The sequence below is a fragment of the Nucisporomicrobium flavum genome (genome assembly GCF_016464385.1).
Classification (GTDB): domain Bacteria; phylum Actinomycetota; class Actinomycetes; order Mycobacteriales; family Micromonosporaceae; genus Actinoplanes; species Actinoplanes flavus_A.
Window position 1 is genome coordinate 185,621 of sequence record NZ_JADMLH010000009.1, and the last position, 15,144, is coordinate 200,764.

The window sequence follows — 15,144 nt, forward strand, 5'->3', positions numbered from 1 at the left end:
GCCGGGCCCCTCGCGGGGCCCGGCGGTTTCTGCGTTCAGCGATAGATCGTGCGGTGCGCCGCGTCGATGACCGCCTGGTACGCCGCGCCGGTCAGGAACCGGTCGCGGGCCAGCGCCGCTCGGGCCGCGTTCGAGCCCGGCGCCCCGTGCACGCCGCCTCCCGGGTGCGCCGAGGAACTCGCCATGTAGAGCCGGTCGACCGGGGTGTCCGGCCGGCCCAGGCCCGGCACCGGGCGCAGGAAGAGCTGCTGGTACGCCGCCGCGGTGCCGCCACCGAGCGCGCCGCCCACCAGCGACGGGTTCTCCCGCTGCATGTCCGCCGGGGAGAACACGTTGCGCCCCTCGACCATGCGCGAGAAGCCCGGGGCATGGTCCTCCAGGACGGCCTCCATCCGGGCGACGTGCGCGTCGATCTCCTCGGCGTCCCAGTGGTCCCGGTGCGGCAGGTGCGTGTACGCCCACACCGACTCGGTTCCCTCCGGCGAGTGCGACGGGTCCGCCGTGGTCATCTGCCCCAGCAGCAGGAACGGGTTCGGCGGCACGGTGTCCGTGGCCAGATGCGCCGAGTAGCGGGTCAGGCCGTTGAGGTCGGCGCCCAGGTGGACAGTGCCGGAGCCCGCGGCGGCCGGGTTCTTCCACGGCATCTTGCCGTTGACCGCCCAGTCGACCTTCACCGTGGCGCCGTCCCAGCGGAAGAACTCGAGGTCCTCGGCGAAGCGCGGGGGCAGCCAGCGGGTGCCGACCAGATCCAGGAACAGCGTGGGCGCCGGCACGTCGGCGATCACCGCTCGCTTCGCCCGCCAGTTACGGCCGTCGGCGCTGCGTACGCCCATCGCCTTGCCCCGGGCCACCAGGATCCGCGACACGGGGGTGTCGTATTCGATCCGGCCGCCGCGGTCGTGCAGCCGGTCCACCAGCGCGGACGTGATGCGCTGCGCGCCGCCGACCGGTACGGGCCAGCCGAACTGCTGGCCGAGCATCGCCAGGAGCCAGCCGTACACGCCGCCGCCCGCCTCCTCCGGGGACAGGTCGGTGTGCAGCGCGCAGCCGGCGAGGGCCAGTTGCGCGCCCTCGCCCTGGAAGAGCTCGGCGCCGAGCTCGCGTACGGACAGCAGCAGGCGCCGGGCCAGGCGCAGCGAGCCACCGACGCGCAGGCGCCGTGCCAGTTGCAGGCCGGACCGTACGGGTGGGAAGGGTGTGAACAGCACCTTCAGCATGTCGTCCGAGACCTGGCACCAGTCCTCGAACGCCTGCCGCCACCGGTCGCCGTCACCGGGGGCGAAGGCGTCCATGGAGGCCATCGTGGTCTCCAGGTCGCGGTTCACCGTCGCGGCGCGGCCGTCCGGCAGCAGGTGGGTGAGGACGTCCGGGGCGTGCGTCCACTCGAGACCGTGCTCGTCCAGATCGAGGCCCTGCATCACCGGGGACGCGTAGCCCAGGGGATAGAAGGAGCTGAACAGGTCGCTGAGATAGCCGGGGGCGGTCACGTACCCCGAGCGCACCGCGCCGCCGGGGTGGGGTGTCGCCTCGAGGACCAGGACGGTCCAGCCCGCGTCGGCGAGCAGGTTGGCGGCTACCAGGCCGTTGTGCCCGGCGCCGATGACGATGGCGTCCGCTCGTTCCACTCCGGCGACCGTACCCCTCGCCGTTTGCCACAAACCCCCTGCGGGTAGTGCCTTGTGCGCAAGGGGTGACGGATGGGAGCGCGACACATGACAGCCGCCACGACCCGATCGCAGGTCACGTCGCCTCTGCCCAGCAAGATGCGGCAGCTGCACTGGTCCACCTGGCGCGGGGTGCTCTGGCGCAGCGCCAAGGGGTTCGTCGACGACGAGTGCTCCGACCTCGCCGCGGCGCTCACGTACAACGCCGTGCTGGCGATCTTCCCCAGCGCGATCGTGGTGGTGGCGCTGGTGAACCTCGTGACCGACGGCCGTACGGCGGTCGACACGATCCTGGGGGTCTTCAGCGACCTGGGCGCGGGCTCGGTCGTCGGCGAGAAGTCGTTCCGGGCCGCCCTCGACGCGATCATCGTGCAGCAGAGCTCGGCCAAGGCGCTGCTCAGCTTCGGTCTGCTCGGCGCGCTCTGGTCGGCCTCCAACTTCGTCGGCGTCTTCACCCGCGCCTCCAACCGCATCTACGGCGTCAAGGAAGGCCGGCCGTTCTGGAAGCTGCGGCCGCTGCAGATCGGGCTGAGCGCGGTCGCGCTGGTGCTGATGGCGCTGGTCGCCACCGGCCTGGTCATCAGCGGCCCGCTCGTGGACGCGGTCGGCGACCTCCTGCACGCCGGCGACACGGCGCGCACCGCCTGGTCGATCGGACGCTGGCCGGTGCTCGTCCTCATCCTGATGCTGCTGCTCTCCCTGCTGTTCTGGATCGCACCGAACGTCAAGCAGCCCCGCTTCCGGTGGCTCACCCTGGGCGGCGCGGTGGCGCTGCTGGTGTGGGTGCTCGCCTCGTTCGGCTTCGGCATCTACGTCGCCAACTTCGGCTCGTACGACAAGACGTACGGCAGCCTCGGCGCGATCATCGCGTTCCTGGTCTGGCTGTACCTGGCCAATTCCGCCCTCATGCTGGGCGTGGAGATCAACGCCGAGGTGCAGCGTGGCCGCCACCTCCAGGCCGGCACCGGAGACCCGGACCCGCCGCTGCCGCCCCGCGAACCGGCCGACGACGAGGATCGAGCGGTTTAGGCCACCACCGCCCGGGCACCACTTGGTCATGGAACGCGGTAGCGACAAGCACAGCCCACCTACCGCACCGTGAGCGAGGCCTGGGACGCGATCAACGCGTAACCGGCCTACCCACGCCCAGCGCGGTCTCCCCGCGCCTGGCGTGGGGGCAACCCTGTACGGCGGGGAAACACACAAGGAGGGCAACACCGTGAGTACCGTGACCGAGTCCGTTGACGTCAGCGTGCCGGTACGCACCGCGTACAACCAGTGGACCCAGTTCGAGGAGTTCCCCCGATTCATGAGTGGCGTGACGGAGATCCGTCAGCTGGACGACACCATGACCCACTGGAAGACCGACATCGACGGCGTCAAGCGCGAGTTCGATGCCAAGATCACCGAGCAGCTGCCGGACGAGCGCGTGGCCTGGACCAGCGTCGGAGGCAGCAAGCAGGCCGGCGTCGTGACCTTCCACCGCCTCGACGAGACCCACACCCGGGTCACCTGCCAGATGGACTTCGAGCCGGAGGGCATCGTCGAACAGGCCGGCGACAAGCTCGGCTTCCTCGACCGCCAGGTCAAGGGCGACATGAAGCGCTTCAAGGAGTTCATCGAGAGCCGCGGCGGCGTCGAGACCGGCGAATGGCGCGGCGAGGTGGACCGGCCGCAGCCGTAAGTCCACCACGATCGGAGAAGGCCGCCGGGATTCCGGCGGCCTTTTCGTGGGTACGCCACTGACATGACTGATCGCGAAGACGACGGCGTGTGGCGCGACGAGGACAAACTCTCCGTGGCCGACCTCAGCGACGCCATGGCCACCTGGGACACCGACGGGCAGGGCGACCCGACCGGCAACGACGCGGGCGAGGAGCAGGCCTTCGGGCACGGCTCCCGGGTCGCCGACGAGCCGGGCGCCGACCAGACGGACCCGGACCGGGAGTACCGCCCGAGCACGACGGGCCGTACCGGTCCCCACTGACGGACGCCACTGCCCGATCCGCGAGGACCGCGGCCGCCGACCCCGGCAGCCGCGGTCCTGCCGTCTCCCGCTTCAGCCCCAGACCGTCACCGAGCCGGCGTCGGATTCCACGTCGAGCGCGTACCGGCTGACCGCCGTACCCCATCCCGGTGACGCGACCACCGTGCCCGGCGCGGCACGGGCCCGGCCCGCCCACGGCACCGCGACCATCCCGGCGCCCGCCCGCAACCGCATCCGCAGCGCGGTCCCGGCCGGCACGGCCACAGCCAGATCACCCACGGCGCCCGCCACGGTGATCGGCACCGACCCCGACGGCGCCGGCAACCGTACGCTGACCAGCCCGGCACCCGAATCCACCGCCAGCCGCCGCACCCGCCCGGCGGCCAGGTCGAGATGCTGCTCCCCCGCGCCGGCGGGCAGCCGGATGTCCCAGCGGACCCGTCGGTTCAGCAGGATCTCGACGGTGTCCGGCCCGTCGCCCCCGGTCGGCCGCAGCGCCAGCCGTACCCGCCCCGACGCGCCGCTGACCTGCGGCTTCAGCCCGGAGTCCGCCGGGGTGGTGACCCGGTAGAGCAACCCCGGCAGGTCGGCGAGGCGAACCTCGACCCGGGACGCGGCGTCCCGGACGATGAGAAATCCGACCGTACGCCCGTCCAGCGGCCCGGCCTGCACGTGCGGCTGCGGGGCATCGTCGGGCGGCATCTGCCGCGCACCCAGACTGGTCGCCGGGGAGCAGGCGCTCACCGCGGTGATCGCCAAACCGGCCGTCAGCGTTCTAAACCTCCGCCGGAGCCGCGCACTAGTCGCGAGCCTAGGGATTGGTAGCGCTTCCAGGACATTTTTCAGCGCCCCCACCAGGGAAAACAGGACATTTTCACCGGTGGTGGAGCAGTGGCAACGCTGCGCAGTGGGCACTATCGGACAACCCGAGATCGGCCGAAAGGGTGACGGCGAAGGCCACGAATCGGGCCACACTAGCCGGATGCGATCCGCCGGTTTCCTCTCCGAGCGTCAGCGCCGCCTCGCCTGGGTGGGTTTTCTGCTCGCCGCCGTCCAGGCCCCGCTCGCCGCTTCGCTCATCGCCGACGCCTCCTGGCTCTTCGCGGTCGTCGTGGCCCTCGTGGTCGCCACCGTGATCCTCGCCGACGACACCCAGCGCCGCCGCGGCACAGCCACGGCAGAAGCCGAGTAACCGGCGCGCCGGCGCATCACCACGGGGTTCGGCGGCTCACCGGAGGGTGGGCCGGGCTCGCGCACTCAGCCCGGGGGGCCTCATCAGGGCCGCGCCTCGTGTCCGGGGCGGCCCCGGGTGCGGCGGCGTTCCTTCAGCTCGGCCTCGTACAGGTGCCGTTTGCCTTGGGCCAGCTCGTCGCGGGCATCCTTCTCGATGGTCTTGAACTCGGCGTAGTAGCCGTCGTCGTATTCCTCGACCACCTGGAAGGTCCACCGCCCCGCGAGCACGTTGCGGCCGATGAGCTCCTGCTCGATCCGCTCGGCGACCTTGGTCTCGCCGGCCTGCATGAACAGCGACACGGCCTCGTCGAGCTTGAAGTCGGCCTCGCCGGTGAGCTGGTGCAGGCTGTACAGGTGGCCGCGGATGCGCTCCACGACCTCGAGGGCCTCGCTCAGCTTGCCGAGCGCCTCCACGGTGATGTCGCTGAGACCTTCGGGCCGCTGGTGCGCGGCGTCGGGACCGTCTGTCATGCGGACATGGTTCCCAGCGGCGCGGACTTCAACCGAGCTGCACCGTAGAGGCGAACCGTTGGCTACCCGCGGCTCCCTAACGTTTCTTCTCATGAATGGCCTGTTCAGCGGCGCTGCCGCCCGTGCTGCCCTGCGTTCCGCCCACGCCTGCCTCAGCGAGCTGATGACCTGCGTCGGAGTCACCGGCCTCGCGGCCGCGGCCGACACCCCCGGCCTGCTGGCCGCGGTCGACCAGCACGTGGCGGGCATCCGCGACAGCCTCTCCACCGACGAGCGCCCGCTCACGCCGGTGGTCCTCGCGGCCTACGCCGAGGGCGTCCGCGACGCCGCATTCAAGCACGGCTGGCGCGCGCCGGAGGGCCCCATCGACTGGTCGGCCAACGACTGGGTCCTGAACCGCCTCCTGGCGGTCTGCTCCCTCTCCCGCACGCTGCCCCCGTCCGTCTGACCCCACCCGACAGGCCACACCGACCGTTCAGGGCCGGCACCTCCCCGGAGGCGCCGGCCCTCTGGCATCTCCAGCGCACCCGGCCCCAGACGACCCCCGGCCCCGGCCGCGCCCGGCCATCCCCAGGCGCGAGACGCGGCGCGGAACAGAACAGCCGGGGCCGCGGAGGCGCCCCCGAACGGGGCTACTTGGCCGGGCCGTCCGTCGGCGGCTTGACGGGCTTGATGACCTGCGTCTTCTCCTCGTCGTCCGCCGGGTGCGGCACCTGACGCGGCAGCACCTGAGTCCGTTCCTCCGGATCCTCGCCGCCCCCGTGCGCGCCGGTGGGCGACGGGGCCGGGCCGGGCACGTCGCCCGTCGTCTCGGTGTCGTCATCGTCCTCGTCGTCGAAGCCGGGCACCGGGTTGGAGTACTCCCTGGACCGGCGCTGAACCGGGATGACCTGGGTCTGCTCACCGGCAGCGGCCTCGAGCAGGCGTTGCCGGGCCGCCTCGGCACGCTGCTCCTGCTCGCTCAACGCCGGCGGTTCGCCCTCGGTCGGGCTGTCCTGTCCCCGCGGCACGTCGTCGGTCGCCCCCGAGCCCCCAGCGGCCACGGCCCCGTGCCCGTCAGCACCGGACGCGACCGCCCCGGCCCGACGAGCCTCCGCAGCGTCGTCAGCCTCCTTGGTCCGCCGCGCTTCCTCAGCCTTGCGAGCCTCCTCAGCCTTGCGGGCCTCCTCAGCCTTGCGGGCCTCCTCAGCCTTGCGAGCCTCCTCAGCCTTGCGAGCCTCCTCAGCCTTGCGAGCCTCCTCAGCCTTGCGAGCCTCCTCAGCCTTGCGAGCCTCCTCAGCCTTGCGAGCCTCCTCAGCCTTGCGAGCCTCCTCAGCCTTCCGGGCCTCCTCAGCCTTCCGAGCCTCCTCAGCCAGACGCTCTTCCTCGGCACGCTTCTCGGCGGCGATCCTGGCCTTTTCGTCGGCGTACGAGCGGGCGTGCTCGCGGATGACCGCGGACTCCGCGCTCGCCCGTTCCAGCCAGACCTCCCAGCGGCGCTGCATCGGCCGGATCAGGCCGCCGCCCACGCCGACGATCACGACGCCCGCGACCGTGGCGAGGACGGCGATGAGGATGGGCTGGGTGACGGCCGTGGCGATCTGCACCTGTTCGAGGGCCGCGATGACGCCCAGGCCGACGATCAGCCAGTACGCCACCCGGGCCAGCAGCCGCCCGTACGCGAGCCCGCCCAGCGCACTGTCGATGAGCTCGCGGACCGCGCTGCCGATGGCGGCGGCGACCACGATGATGACGACCGCGACGAACGCCCGGGGCAGCCAGGCCACCAGGGCCGTGAGGAGGTCGCTGACCGGGTTGGGCCCCCAGATGCCGAACGCGAGCTGGAGCGCGAACAGCAGCACCGCGTAGAAGGCGATCTTGGCGCACAGGTCGCTGGGCTCGACCCGGCCGTCCAGGGCCCGGCCGATGGCACCACGCTCGACGGCGCGGTCGAAGCCGACCCGGTGCAGGGTCTTGGCGACGACCGTCCGCACGAGGCGGGCCAGCACGTAGCCGATGACGAGGACGGCCACGAAGGCCAGGGCCGCCGGCACGAACAGCAGCACCGACCGCCACATGTCGCTCAGGGCGTCGTCCAGGCCGGAGCCGGTCATCGCTTCTCCTCACTCGCGCTGCGCGCGAACCTCACTCGCGCTGCGCGCGAACCTCACCCGCGTTACGCGCGAGCTTCACCCACGCTGGACGCGAACCTCACCCGCGCTGGGCGCGAGCTTCACCCACGCTGCACGCGAGACGTCCCGTGGTGGCCGGCGGGGGGCCGGTCTGAGACGAGGTTAGATCGACGGGCGTCGGCTCGCACCGGACGTGGGCGTACCGTCAGGGAACCGCAAGAATGTCCCGGACAAAAGGACCGAAGCGGTCAGGAGCAGGCGGTGCCGTCGATGCGGCATCCGCCCGGCAGCTCGGTCAGCGTCCCGTCCACCGTGAAGGCGAAGCTGAGCGAGTCGCCCGCCGCGATGGGGTCGCCCGTGAACGTCACGGTCTCCCCCTCCTGGCCGGCCGACGCTCCCGAGGCATCGACCCGGTTGCCGCCCGGCACGGTCAGCGTGACCCTCCAGCCGGTGTTCACCGAGCTGCCGGGATTCTGTACGCGAATCTGTCCGCTGTATCCGGTCCAGCCCGACTCGCCTTCCTCGGCCGTGTACGTGAAGGTGGCCACCGCCGGGACGGGACGCTGAGGAAGGGGCGGCGCGGCGGGCAGGGTGGGTGCCGGATCCGCCGGAGGCGAGGGTGTCACCGTGCCGGATGGCAGATCGGGTACGCCCGGGGCCGCCGGCCGGGTCGTGCGGCGGGGAACCCGCGCCGCCGGGGTCGTGGTGCGAGCGGTCGCCGGAGTGGCTGTCGGCGCCGGGCTGAGCGTGGCGCCGGTGACCGGGTCCACGCCGGGCAGGGCGGGTTCGAGGTTGAGCACGCCGTCGGCGGGGACGGTTGTCGCCGTGACACCAGGGGCCGCGACAGCGTCCGGGCCGGAGCCGCCGAGTGCCGCATATCCGACACCCAGCCCGGCCAGGATCGCCAGCACCCCTCCGGAGATCACCGCCATCCGCATCCGCCGCCCGGGTACGCCCGGCCGGACGTGGGAGACGATCGGGGTCGGATCGTCCGAGAACAGTGAGGTCTGAGCGAACGGATCGGATTCGGGCCATGGCGAGGCGGCCGGTACGGGCCGCACGGACTCGGCGGGCGCCCAGGGAGCAGCCGGCGCCGGCGCCGCGCCGGGATCGAGTTGTTGCAGCTCAGCGACGTATCCCATGACGCCGCGGCTGGGCCGGGGCCGCCACGTTTCACTCACGCGCGGACTATAGGGCAGCCAAGATCGAACGGCCGAGCCCTGTTTCGTCGCCGCCTCGTCGCGGACGGTGAGGCCACGCGGGGCGACGAAGCCGCACCACCCGCACGTACCTGGCAGAATCGGACGTCCGGATGGTGCCCGGATCGTCCGAACGGCGGAGGCGGGCTACGCTCAGTCCATGGTCGGCATGGGGATACCCTCCGCGATGACGACAACGGTGACGGCGGTGACGACAGCGAGGACGACGGCGATGACGGCGCTGCCCGATCCGCCCGGCGTGGTGACGCGCCGTCCCCCCGGCTGCGCTGAGCTGGTTGCCGCGCACGCGTGGGAGGCCACGTCGCTGGGTCCGATGGCGAGCTGGGACCCGATGGTGAACGCGACGGTCGAGGTGGTGCTCGCCTCGCCCGTGCCGATGGCGCTGGCCTACGGCGACGACCACGTGCTCATCTACAACGACGCGTATGCCGAGGTCATCGGCGCGAAGCATCCCGCGGCGCTGGGCCGGCCGGCGGCCGAGGTGTTCGGCGACCTGTGGCAGACGCCCGGGGTCGGCGGGGTCATCGACGACGTCTACCGCAGCGGTCAGTCCTTCCTCGAGGCGGAGACCCAGGTGGCGGTCCCGCGCGGCGGTCAGGTCGAGCAGGCGTCGTTCACCAGGGGCCATTCCGTCGTACGCGACCAGCACGGTTCCGTGGTCGGCGTCCTCACGGTCGCGGCCGAGACGACGCAGGTGACCCGGCGTTTGCAGAGCCTCGGCGAGCTGACCGCCCGGCTGGCCTCGGCGCTCACCATCGACGACGTGGCCCGGGTCGTGCTGTCGTACGCGATGTCGTCCTTCGACGTGGACCACTGCGTGTTCGCGGTCGACGACGGCGCCGGCTTCCGGTACGTGCGGCGCATCCGCGGCGAGATGATGGACGAGGCCGACGAGCGCCTGCCGCCGCTGTGGAAGCGGATCGGCGACGACCCCGGGTTCCCGCTGGTGGTGGCGGCGCTCAGCGGCCGCCCCTCGTTCCAGCCGGACGGCGCGCCGCTGGGCAAGGTCGCGACCGACCGCCACGAACGCCGGATCCGCGCACTGGCCGCGATGCCGCTGCGGACGCCGTCGCTGCACGGCGCGCTGACGATGGGATACCGCACGCCGCACACCTGGCTGCCCGCCGAGCGCGCCCTGTTGTACGCGGCCGCCGAGCTGGTGGCGCAGGCGGCGGAGCGGGCCCGGCGGTTCGAGGCGCAGCACGGCACCGCGCAGTTGCTGCAGCGCAGCATGCTGCCGGAGCATCTGCCCGAGCTCGACCGGTTCCGCATCGCCGCGCGCTACGACGTGGGCGTGGACGGCAACGCGGCGGGCGGCGACTTCTACGACGCGTTCGAGCTGGGCGACGGGCGCCTCGCCATGGTGCTCGGCGACGTGGCCGGTCACGACGTCCGCGCGGCCGCGGTGATGGGGCAGGTGCGGGCCGCCCTGCGCGCGCTGGCCCTCACCGACCCCGCGCCGGGAACCGTCCTGGCCGGGCTGGACCGGCTGGTCGGCTCGCTCGGCGCGGAGTCGCGCAACGAGGAGATCTTCGTGACCGTCGTGTACGGCGTCCTGGACCAGGCGGACGGCACGATCACGCTGGCCAGCGCGGGCCACCCGCCTCCGGTGCTACGCCGCGGCGGCCGCGACCGGGCCACCGCCGAGCTGGTGTCGTTGCCGCCCGGAGCGCCGCTTGGTCTGGGCGGTTCGTGGCGGACCACCACGGTGCGCCTGGACCCGGGCGACACCATCCTGATGTTCAGCGACGGCGTGGTGGAGCGCCGCGACCGTACGCTCAGCGCCGGCCTGGAAGCCCTGGTGGCGGCCACCGCGGAGGCGGCCAGCGGCGACCCGCGCAACCTGTGCTCGCTGGCGACGGCCGCCGTCTCCGGGCGTACGGATGACGACGTGGCCGTCCTGGCAGTGGAGCGGGCCGTCGCGCTGAGCCGGTCCGCGACGATGCTCGTGCCCGCGGAGCCGACCGGCCCGAGCCGGGTCCGGCAGTGGATGACCAACCGCCTGCGCGACTGGGCGGTCCCCGAGCCGGTGATCGGCGCGGCGATCCTGTGCACCAGCGAGCTGACCACCAACGCCCTGCTGCACGCCGGCACGCCGGCTCAGGTGCACATCGACCTGAGCGCGGAGCGGCTGCTCGTGTCGGTGGCCGACGAGGGCACCCGGGGCAGCGTCACCCGGGCCCGCACGGACACGCTCAGCAGCAGGGGCCGCGGCCTGGGCCTGATCGAGGAGCTCAGCGACACCTGGGGCACCGACCCGGCGGTACGCGGCTCCACGGTCTGGTTCGAGATGTTGATACCGGCCGCCGAAACGGGGTAATCGCCCTGGCATGACAGCCAAGCGCGGAGTGCTCTTCGACGTCGACGGGACCCTGGTCGACACCACCTACCTGCACGCGGTCGCCTGGTGGGAGGTGCTGCGCCAGCACGACCGGGACGTCCCGATGGCGGAGATCCACCGCGGCATCGGCATGGGCTCGGACCGCCTCCTCGACCATCTGCTCGGCGAGGACCGGGACAAGAGCGACGACGAGACGATGTCGTCCGCGCACGACGTGCTGTACGGAGCCTGGTGGGAGCGGCTGCGCCCGCTGCCGGGCGCCGCCGACCTGCTGCGCGAGTGCGCGGACCGGGGGCTGGCCGTGGTGCTGGCGTCCTCGGCGAAGGCGCCCGAGCTGAAGCAGCTGCGCCGGGTGGTCGGCGCCGACGACGTGATCACCGCCGCCACCTCGTCCGCGGACGCGGAGGAGAGCAAGCCGGCGCCGGACATCCTGGAGGCCGCGCTGGAGCAGTCGGGCGTCGACCCGGAGCACGCGGTGTTCGTGGGCGACGCGGTGTGGGACGTCAAGGCCGCCGGCAAGCTCGGCATCCCGTGCATCGGGCTGACCTGCGGCGGCACCAGCGCCGCCGAGCTGCTCGACGCCGGCGCGGTCGAGACGTACGAGAACCCGGCGGCCCTGCTGGCGGCGCTGGACAGCTCCGCGATCAAGAAGCTGTTGGACTGATCAGGGCCGGCGCCAGTCATCGGTGGTGAGGTGGCTGCCGGCCTGCGGTCCCATGGTGAGCATGCCGCCGTCGACGGGCCAGGACGCACCGGTCACATAGGACGCCTGCGGGCTCGCGAGGAACGCCACGACCGCCGCGATCTCGCGGGCGTCGCCCGGTCGTCCGAGCGGTACGCCGGGCCGCCGCTGCGTGTGCGGGTCGACGTCCTCCTGACCGGTCATGGCCGTGGCGATCTCGCCGGGCGCGACGGCGTTCACGGTGATGCCGTGCTCCCCCAGCTCCTGCGCCATGACCTTGGTCAGCAGCCGAGGCCGCCCTTCGCGGCGCAGTACGCGCCGGCGCCGACCCGGGGCGCGGTCTCGTGCACGCTGGTGATGTTGATGATCCGGCCGCCGCGTCCCGCCGCGATCATGCGACGGGCGGCGCGCTGGGCGCACAGGAACGGCCCGTCGAGGTCGACCGACAACACCTGGCGCCACTGCTCCCAGCCCGTGTCGACGACGGGCGTGGCGGTGCCCGTACCGGCGCAGTTGACCAGCACCCCGATCCCGCCGAGCGCCTCGGCCAGGTCGTCGACCACGTCGGCCGCGCCCGGCAGCCGGGTCAGGTCCAGGGAGCGGATCTCGGCACGGCGGCCGGCCTTGCGGACCTCGTCGGCGGTGCGCTGCGCGTGTTCGGTGTCGCGGTGCCGGGTGATGCCGACGTCGTACCCGTCCTCGGCGAGCGCGACCGCGATCGCCCGCCCGATTCCCGACTCGGAGCCGGTGACGACGGCGACCCGTGGGTGGTTGGTGCCTCGGGAACTCATGGCTGCCGGTTACCCGGCTGCCCCGCAGGCAACCACGCATGTTTCCGCCCGTACGCGGGCAGTGTGAGCCGGTGCAGCTGTCCGACCTCCTCTTCGCCCTGCTCGGCGTCGGGGCCCTGCTGGCGGGCATCCTGCCGCGGGTTCTCGAGCGCCGTCCGTTGTCCATGCCGATCGTGTTCCTGGCGCTGGGCATGGTGCTCTTCGCCGTACCCCTGGGGTTGCCGGACGCCGATCCGATCGCCCACCCGAAGCTGACCGAGCACCTCACCGAGGTCTGCGTGATCGTCGCCCTGATGGGCGCGGGCCTGAAGATCGACCGGCCGCTGGGCCGGCGGCGATGGGCCTCGACCTGGCGCCTGCTGCTGATCGCCATGCCGGTCACGATCGCCGCCGTCGCGCTGCTCGGCTGGTGGTGGGCGGGCCTGGTGCCGGCCGCGGCTCTGCTGCTGGGCGCGGCCCTCGCGCCGACCGATCCGGTGCTGGCCGCCGACGTCCAGGTCGGCGAGCCGACCGACGAGGAGGATTCCGAGGACGAGGTGCGGTTCGCGCTCACGTCGGAAGCGGGCCTCAACGACGGGCTGGCCTTTCCCTTCGTGTACGCGGCGATCGCCATGGCCACCGCGGCCGTGACCCACGAGAGCTGGCTCGGCGACTGGGTGCTGAGCGACGTGCTCTACAAGATCGGCGTCGGGGTCGCCGGCGGCCTGCTCGTCGGCAAGTCGCTGGGCCGGCTGTTCTTCCGCGCCCGCAACAAGACGCTGCGCCTCGCCCACCATTCCGAGGGCTTCCTCGCCGTCGCTGCCACGTTCCTGGCGTACGGGCTGGTCGAGGTGGCCGGCGGTTACGGCTTCCTCGCGGTGTTCGTCGCGGCCCGCGGTATCCGGGCGGCGCAGCGTTCGCACGAGTACCACCAGGTGCTGCACGACTTCGCGGAGCAGATCGAACGGCTGCTGACCGTCCTGTTGCTGCTGTTGCTCGGCGGCGCGGTGGTCAGCGGGCTGCTGGCACCGCTCACCTGGCCGGCCGCGCTCGTCGGTCTGGCGCTCGTGTTCGTGGTGCGTCCCGTGTCAGGATTCCTGTCGCTGCGCGGCGCACCGGGTCATCGCGCGGAACACTGGGTGATCGCGTCGTTCGGAATTCGTGGCATCGGAACGTTCTATTACCTGGCGTACGCCACGAGCCACGCACAGTTTCCGCAGGCGGATGTCGTATGGGCGACAGCGGCCTTTGTCGTCTTGGTGAGCGTGGGGTTGCACGGTGTTGCGGCGACGCCCGTGATGCGGCTTCTGGACCGATACAACGAACGGTCCCGTACCCCGGAAGAGAAATACTCTCAGTAATTGGCATTGCTGTGAGTAATCTAGCCTCCGCGAAACCGTAGTTTATTTAGGACATTGAACCCGGGCGTAGTGGCAGAGCGTATTCATGGCTGTAAGGTGATCGGCATCTCTGTTGGGCCGGTACTCCCACTTGGAACGACGAAAGGTGCCGCCATGCGTATACGGGGCTTTGCGCCGGGCACACCCTGCTGGGTCGAGCTGGCCAGTGCCGATCCCGCACGGGCGGCGGAGTTCTACGCCCGCCTGTTCGGCTGGGAACCCGCCGGTGACCGGTTCAAGCTGGGCGGGCGCGCCGTCGCAGGGCTGACCCGGGCCCGTCCCGACCGTCCCGCCGGCTGGCTGACGTACCTGACCGAGCACAACCTCGAGTCGTCCATCATGCGGGTGCGGGAGGCCGGCGGCCGGGTCGTCGCCGAGCCCGCCGAGGGCCACGGCGGCCGCTCCGCCGTCATCGCCGACCCGGCCGGCGCCGTGCTGGGCATCTGGGAGCCGCGCGGCTTCACCGGCGCCCAGGTCGGCGGCGAGCCCGGCACGATGACCTTTCCCGAGCTGCTCACCGACGACTCGGTGGCGGCGGCCAACTTCTACGGCCAGGCGTTCGGCTGGCTGCTGCGCGACGAGTACGGCAGCGACGGCACCCGCGGCGAGTGGATCACCACGGCACACGACGCGATGGCGGGGCTCGCGCCCAGCCGCGGCGGCAGCTGGTGGCGGGCGGCGTTCCAGGTCGCCGACTGCGTGGAGACGCTCGAGGACTGCCGGGCGTACGGCGGCACGGTGGTCTCCGGAGCGCAGGACATGGGCTTCGGCACGTACGCGGAGCTCCTCGATCCCTGGGGTGTGCCCTTCTCGATCGCCGCGCCGGCGGCGATCCCGATCGAGCTCACCATGTCTTACACCCCGAATTCAGGCATGGAGCTGACCTTCGGCGGGTAGTGGTACGTCTGTTCGAATGATCGTCATCGAGGAGGCGCGCCATGGCGGCGAGCGACAACACCGGGTCGAACACGATCAAGGACCCGGCCGACTGGACCACCGGCGACGAGCCGGCCACCGGGGCGCAGAAGTCGTACCTGAACACGCTGGCCTCGGAGGCTCACGAGGGCGTGCCGGAGGAGCTGACCAAGGCCGAGGCGTCCGAGCGCATCGACGACCTGCAGGAGAAGACCGGCCGCGGCCGGTGAGCATCGCCTGAAAGAGGGCCGGCCCACGCGGGTCGGCCCTCTTTTTGCGCCGGCGCTGTCAACCAAGGTTGAAAGCGCCCACCAGTCCACCGTACTTGCACACCAGACCCAAACAAACCC

At 72.1% G+C, this 15,144-nt stretch carries 17 protein-coding genes; 10 read left to right on the forward strand and 7 right to left on the reverse strand.

The annotated features are described in order from the left end of the window. Positions 1-35: 35 nt before the first annotated feature. Complete coding sequence (locus tag IT780_RS22580) at positions 36-1,625, reverse strand: phytoene desaturase family protein (protein ID WP_199513611.1); 1,590 nt, start codon at positions 1,623-1,625, stop codon at positions 36-38. 87 nt (positions 1,626-1,712) lie between these two features. On the opposite strand from IT780_RS22580, the gene IT780_RS22585 reads away from it, so the two are divergent. The 3 genes from IT780_RS22585 to IT780_RS22595 all read left to right on the forward strand — a co-directional run bounded on the left by IT780_RS22585 (position 1,713) and on the right by IT780_RS22595 (position 3,651). Further along, on the forward strand, positions 1,713-2,693 hold the full coding sequence (locus IT780_RS22585; RefSeq protein WP_199513612.1) for a YihY/virulence factor BrkB family protein: 981 nt from the start codon (positions 1,713-1,715) through the stop codon (positions 2,691-2,693). Between the two features lie 190 nt (positions 2,694-2,883). Continuing rightward, a complete protein-coding gene (locus IT780_RS22590; RefSeq protein WP_199513613.1) occupies positions 2,884-3,348 on the forward strand; it encodes an SRPBCC family protein in 465 nt (154 codons plus the stop codon). 63 nt (positions 3,349-3,411) lie between these two features. Next, positions 3,412-3,651: a hypothetical protein gene (locus tag IT780_RS22595; protein WP_199513614.1), complete on the forward strand. Its 240-nt coding sequence runs from the start codon at positions 3,412-3,414 to the stop codon at positions 3,649-3,651. A 72-nt stretch (positions 3,652-3,723) separates the two neighbouring features. Here IT780_RS22595 and IT780_RS22600 read toward each other — a convergent pair whose 3' ends face one another. Beyond that, the gene (locus tag IT780_RS22600; RefSeq protein ID WP_199513615.1) at positions 3,724-4,353 is read right to left on the reverse strand and encodes a toast rack family protein; all 630 of its coding nucleotides are present in this window, start codon (positions 4,351-4,353) and stop codon (positions 3,724-3,726) included. A gap of 280 nt (positions 4,354-4,633) precedes the next feature. Here IT780_RS22600 and IT780_RS22605 point away from each other — a divergent pair, with 280 nt between their 5' ends. After that, complete coding sequence (locus tag IT780_RS22605) at positions 4,634-4,843, forward strand: hypothetical protein (RefSeq protein ID WP_199513616.1); 210 nt, start codon at positions 4,634-4,636, stop codon at positions 4,841-4,843. 83 nt (positions 4,844-4,926) lie between these two features. Here IT780_RS22605 and IT780_RS22610 read toward each other — a convergent pair whose 3' ends face one another. Then, complete coding sequence (locus IT780_RS22610; protein ID WP_199513617.1) at positions 4,927-5,355, reverse strand: hypothetical protein; 429 nt, start codon at positions 5,353-5,355, stop codon at positions 4,927-4,929. Positions 5,356-5,446: 91 nt separating this feature from the next. Between IT780_RS22610 and IT780_RS22615 the strand changes: the two genes are divergently transcribed. Then, entirely contained in the window at positions 5,447-5,803 is a 357-nt protein-coding gene (locus IT780_RS22615; RefSeq protein ID WP_199513618.1) for a DUF6401 family natural product biosynthesis protein, read from the forward strand. A gap of 184 nt (positions 5,804-5,987) precedes the next feature. Here the strand turns inward: IT780_RS22615 and IT780_RS43505 are convergent, their stop codons facing one another. Together IT780_RS43505 and IT780_RS22625 are read right to left on the reverse strand one after the other, a co-directional pair. Next, a complete protein-coding gene (locus IT780_RS43505; protein ID WP_199513619.1) occupies positions 5,988-7,448 on the reverse strand; it encodes a mechanosensitive ion channel family protein in 1,461 nt (486 codons plus the stop codon). Positions 7,449-7,714: 266 nt separating this feature from the next. Then, on the reverse strand, positions 7,715-8,647 hold the full coding sequence (locus IT780_RS22625) for a cellulose binding domain-containing protein (RefSeq protein WP_199513620.1): 933 nt from the start codon (positions 8,645-8,647) through the stop codon (positions 7,715-7,717). Between the two features lie 250 nt (positions 8,648-8,897). Between IT780_RS22625 and IT780_RS22630 the strand changes: the two genes are divergently transcribed. Both IT780_RS22630 and IT780_RS22635 read left to right on the forward strand, forming a co-directional pair. Next, complete coding sequence (locus IT780_RS22630) at positions 8,898-11,006, forward strand: ATP-binding SpoIIE family protein phosphatase (protein WP_372443776.1); 2,109 nt, start codon at positions 8,898-8,900, stop codon at positions 11,004-11,006. Between the two features lie 10 nt (positions 11,007-11,016). After that, the gene (locus tag IT780_RS22635; protein WP_199513622.1) at positions 11,017-11,691 is read left to right on the forward strand and encodes an HAD family hydrolase; all 675 of its coding nucleotides are present in this window, start codon (positions 11,017-11,019) and stop codon (positions 11,689-11,691) included. Here IT780_RS22635 and IT780_RS42760 read toward each other — a convergent pair whose 3' ends face one another. Further along, the gene (locus IT780_RS42760) at positions 11,692-11,982 is read right to left on the reverse strand and encodes an SDR family oxidoreductase (RefSeq protein WP_267910116.1); all 291 of its coding nucleotides are present in this window, start codon (positions 11,980-11,982) and stop codon (positions 11,692-11,694) included. 8 nt (positions 11,983-11,990) lie between these two features. Continuing rightward, on the reverse strand, positions 11,991-12,500 hold the full coding sequence (locus tag IT780_RS42765) for an SDR family NAD(P)-dependent oxidoreductase (RefSeq protein ID WP_267910117.1): 510 nt from the start codon (positions 12,498-12,500) through the stop codon (positions 11,991-11,993). 38 nt (positions 12,501-12,538) lie between these two features. Between IT780_RS42765 and IT780_RS22645 the strand changes: the two genes are divergently transcribed. From IT780_RS22645 to IT780_RS22655, 3 genes are all read left to right on the forward strand, one after another. Further along, positions 12,539-13,840 (forward strand): cation:proton antiporter, encoded by a 1,302-nt coding sequence (locus tag IT780_RS22645; RefSeq protein WP_199513623.1) that lies wholly within the window; start codon positions 12,539-12,541, stop codon positions 13,838-13,840. A 153-nt stretch (positions 13,841-13,993) separates the two neighbouring features. After that, the gene (locus IT780_RS22650) at positions 13,994-14,776 is read left to right on the forward strand and encodes a VOC family protein (protein WP_199513624.1); all 783 of its coding nucleotides are present in this window, start codon (positions 13,994-13,996) and stop codon (positions 14,774-14,776) included. Positions 14,777-14,817: 41 nt separating this feature from the next. Next, entirely contained in the window at positions 14,818-15,024 is a 207-nt protein-coding gene (locus IT780_RS22655) for a DUF3072 domain-containing protein (protein WP_199513625.1), read from the forward strand. The last annotated feature ends 120 nt before the right edge of the window (positions 15,025-15,144 follow it).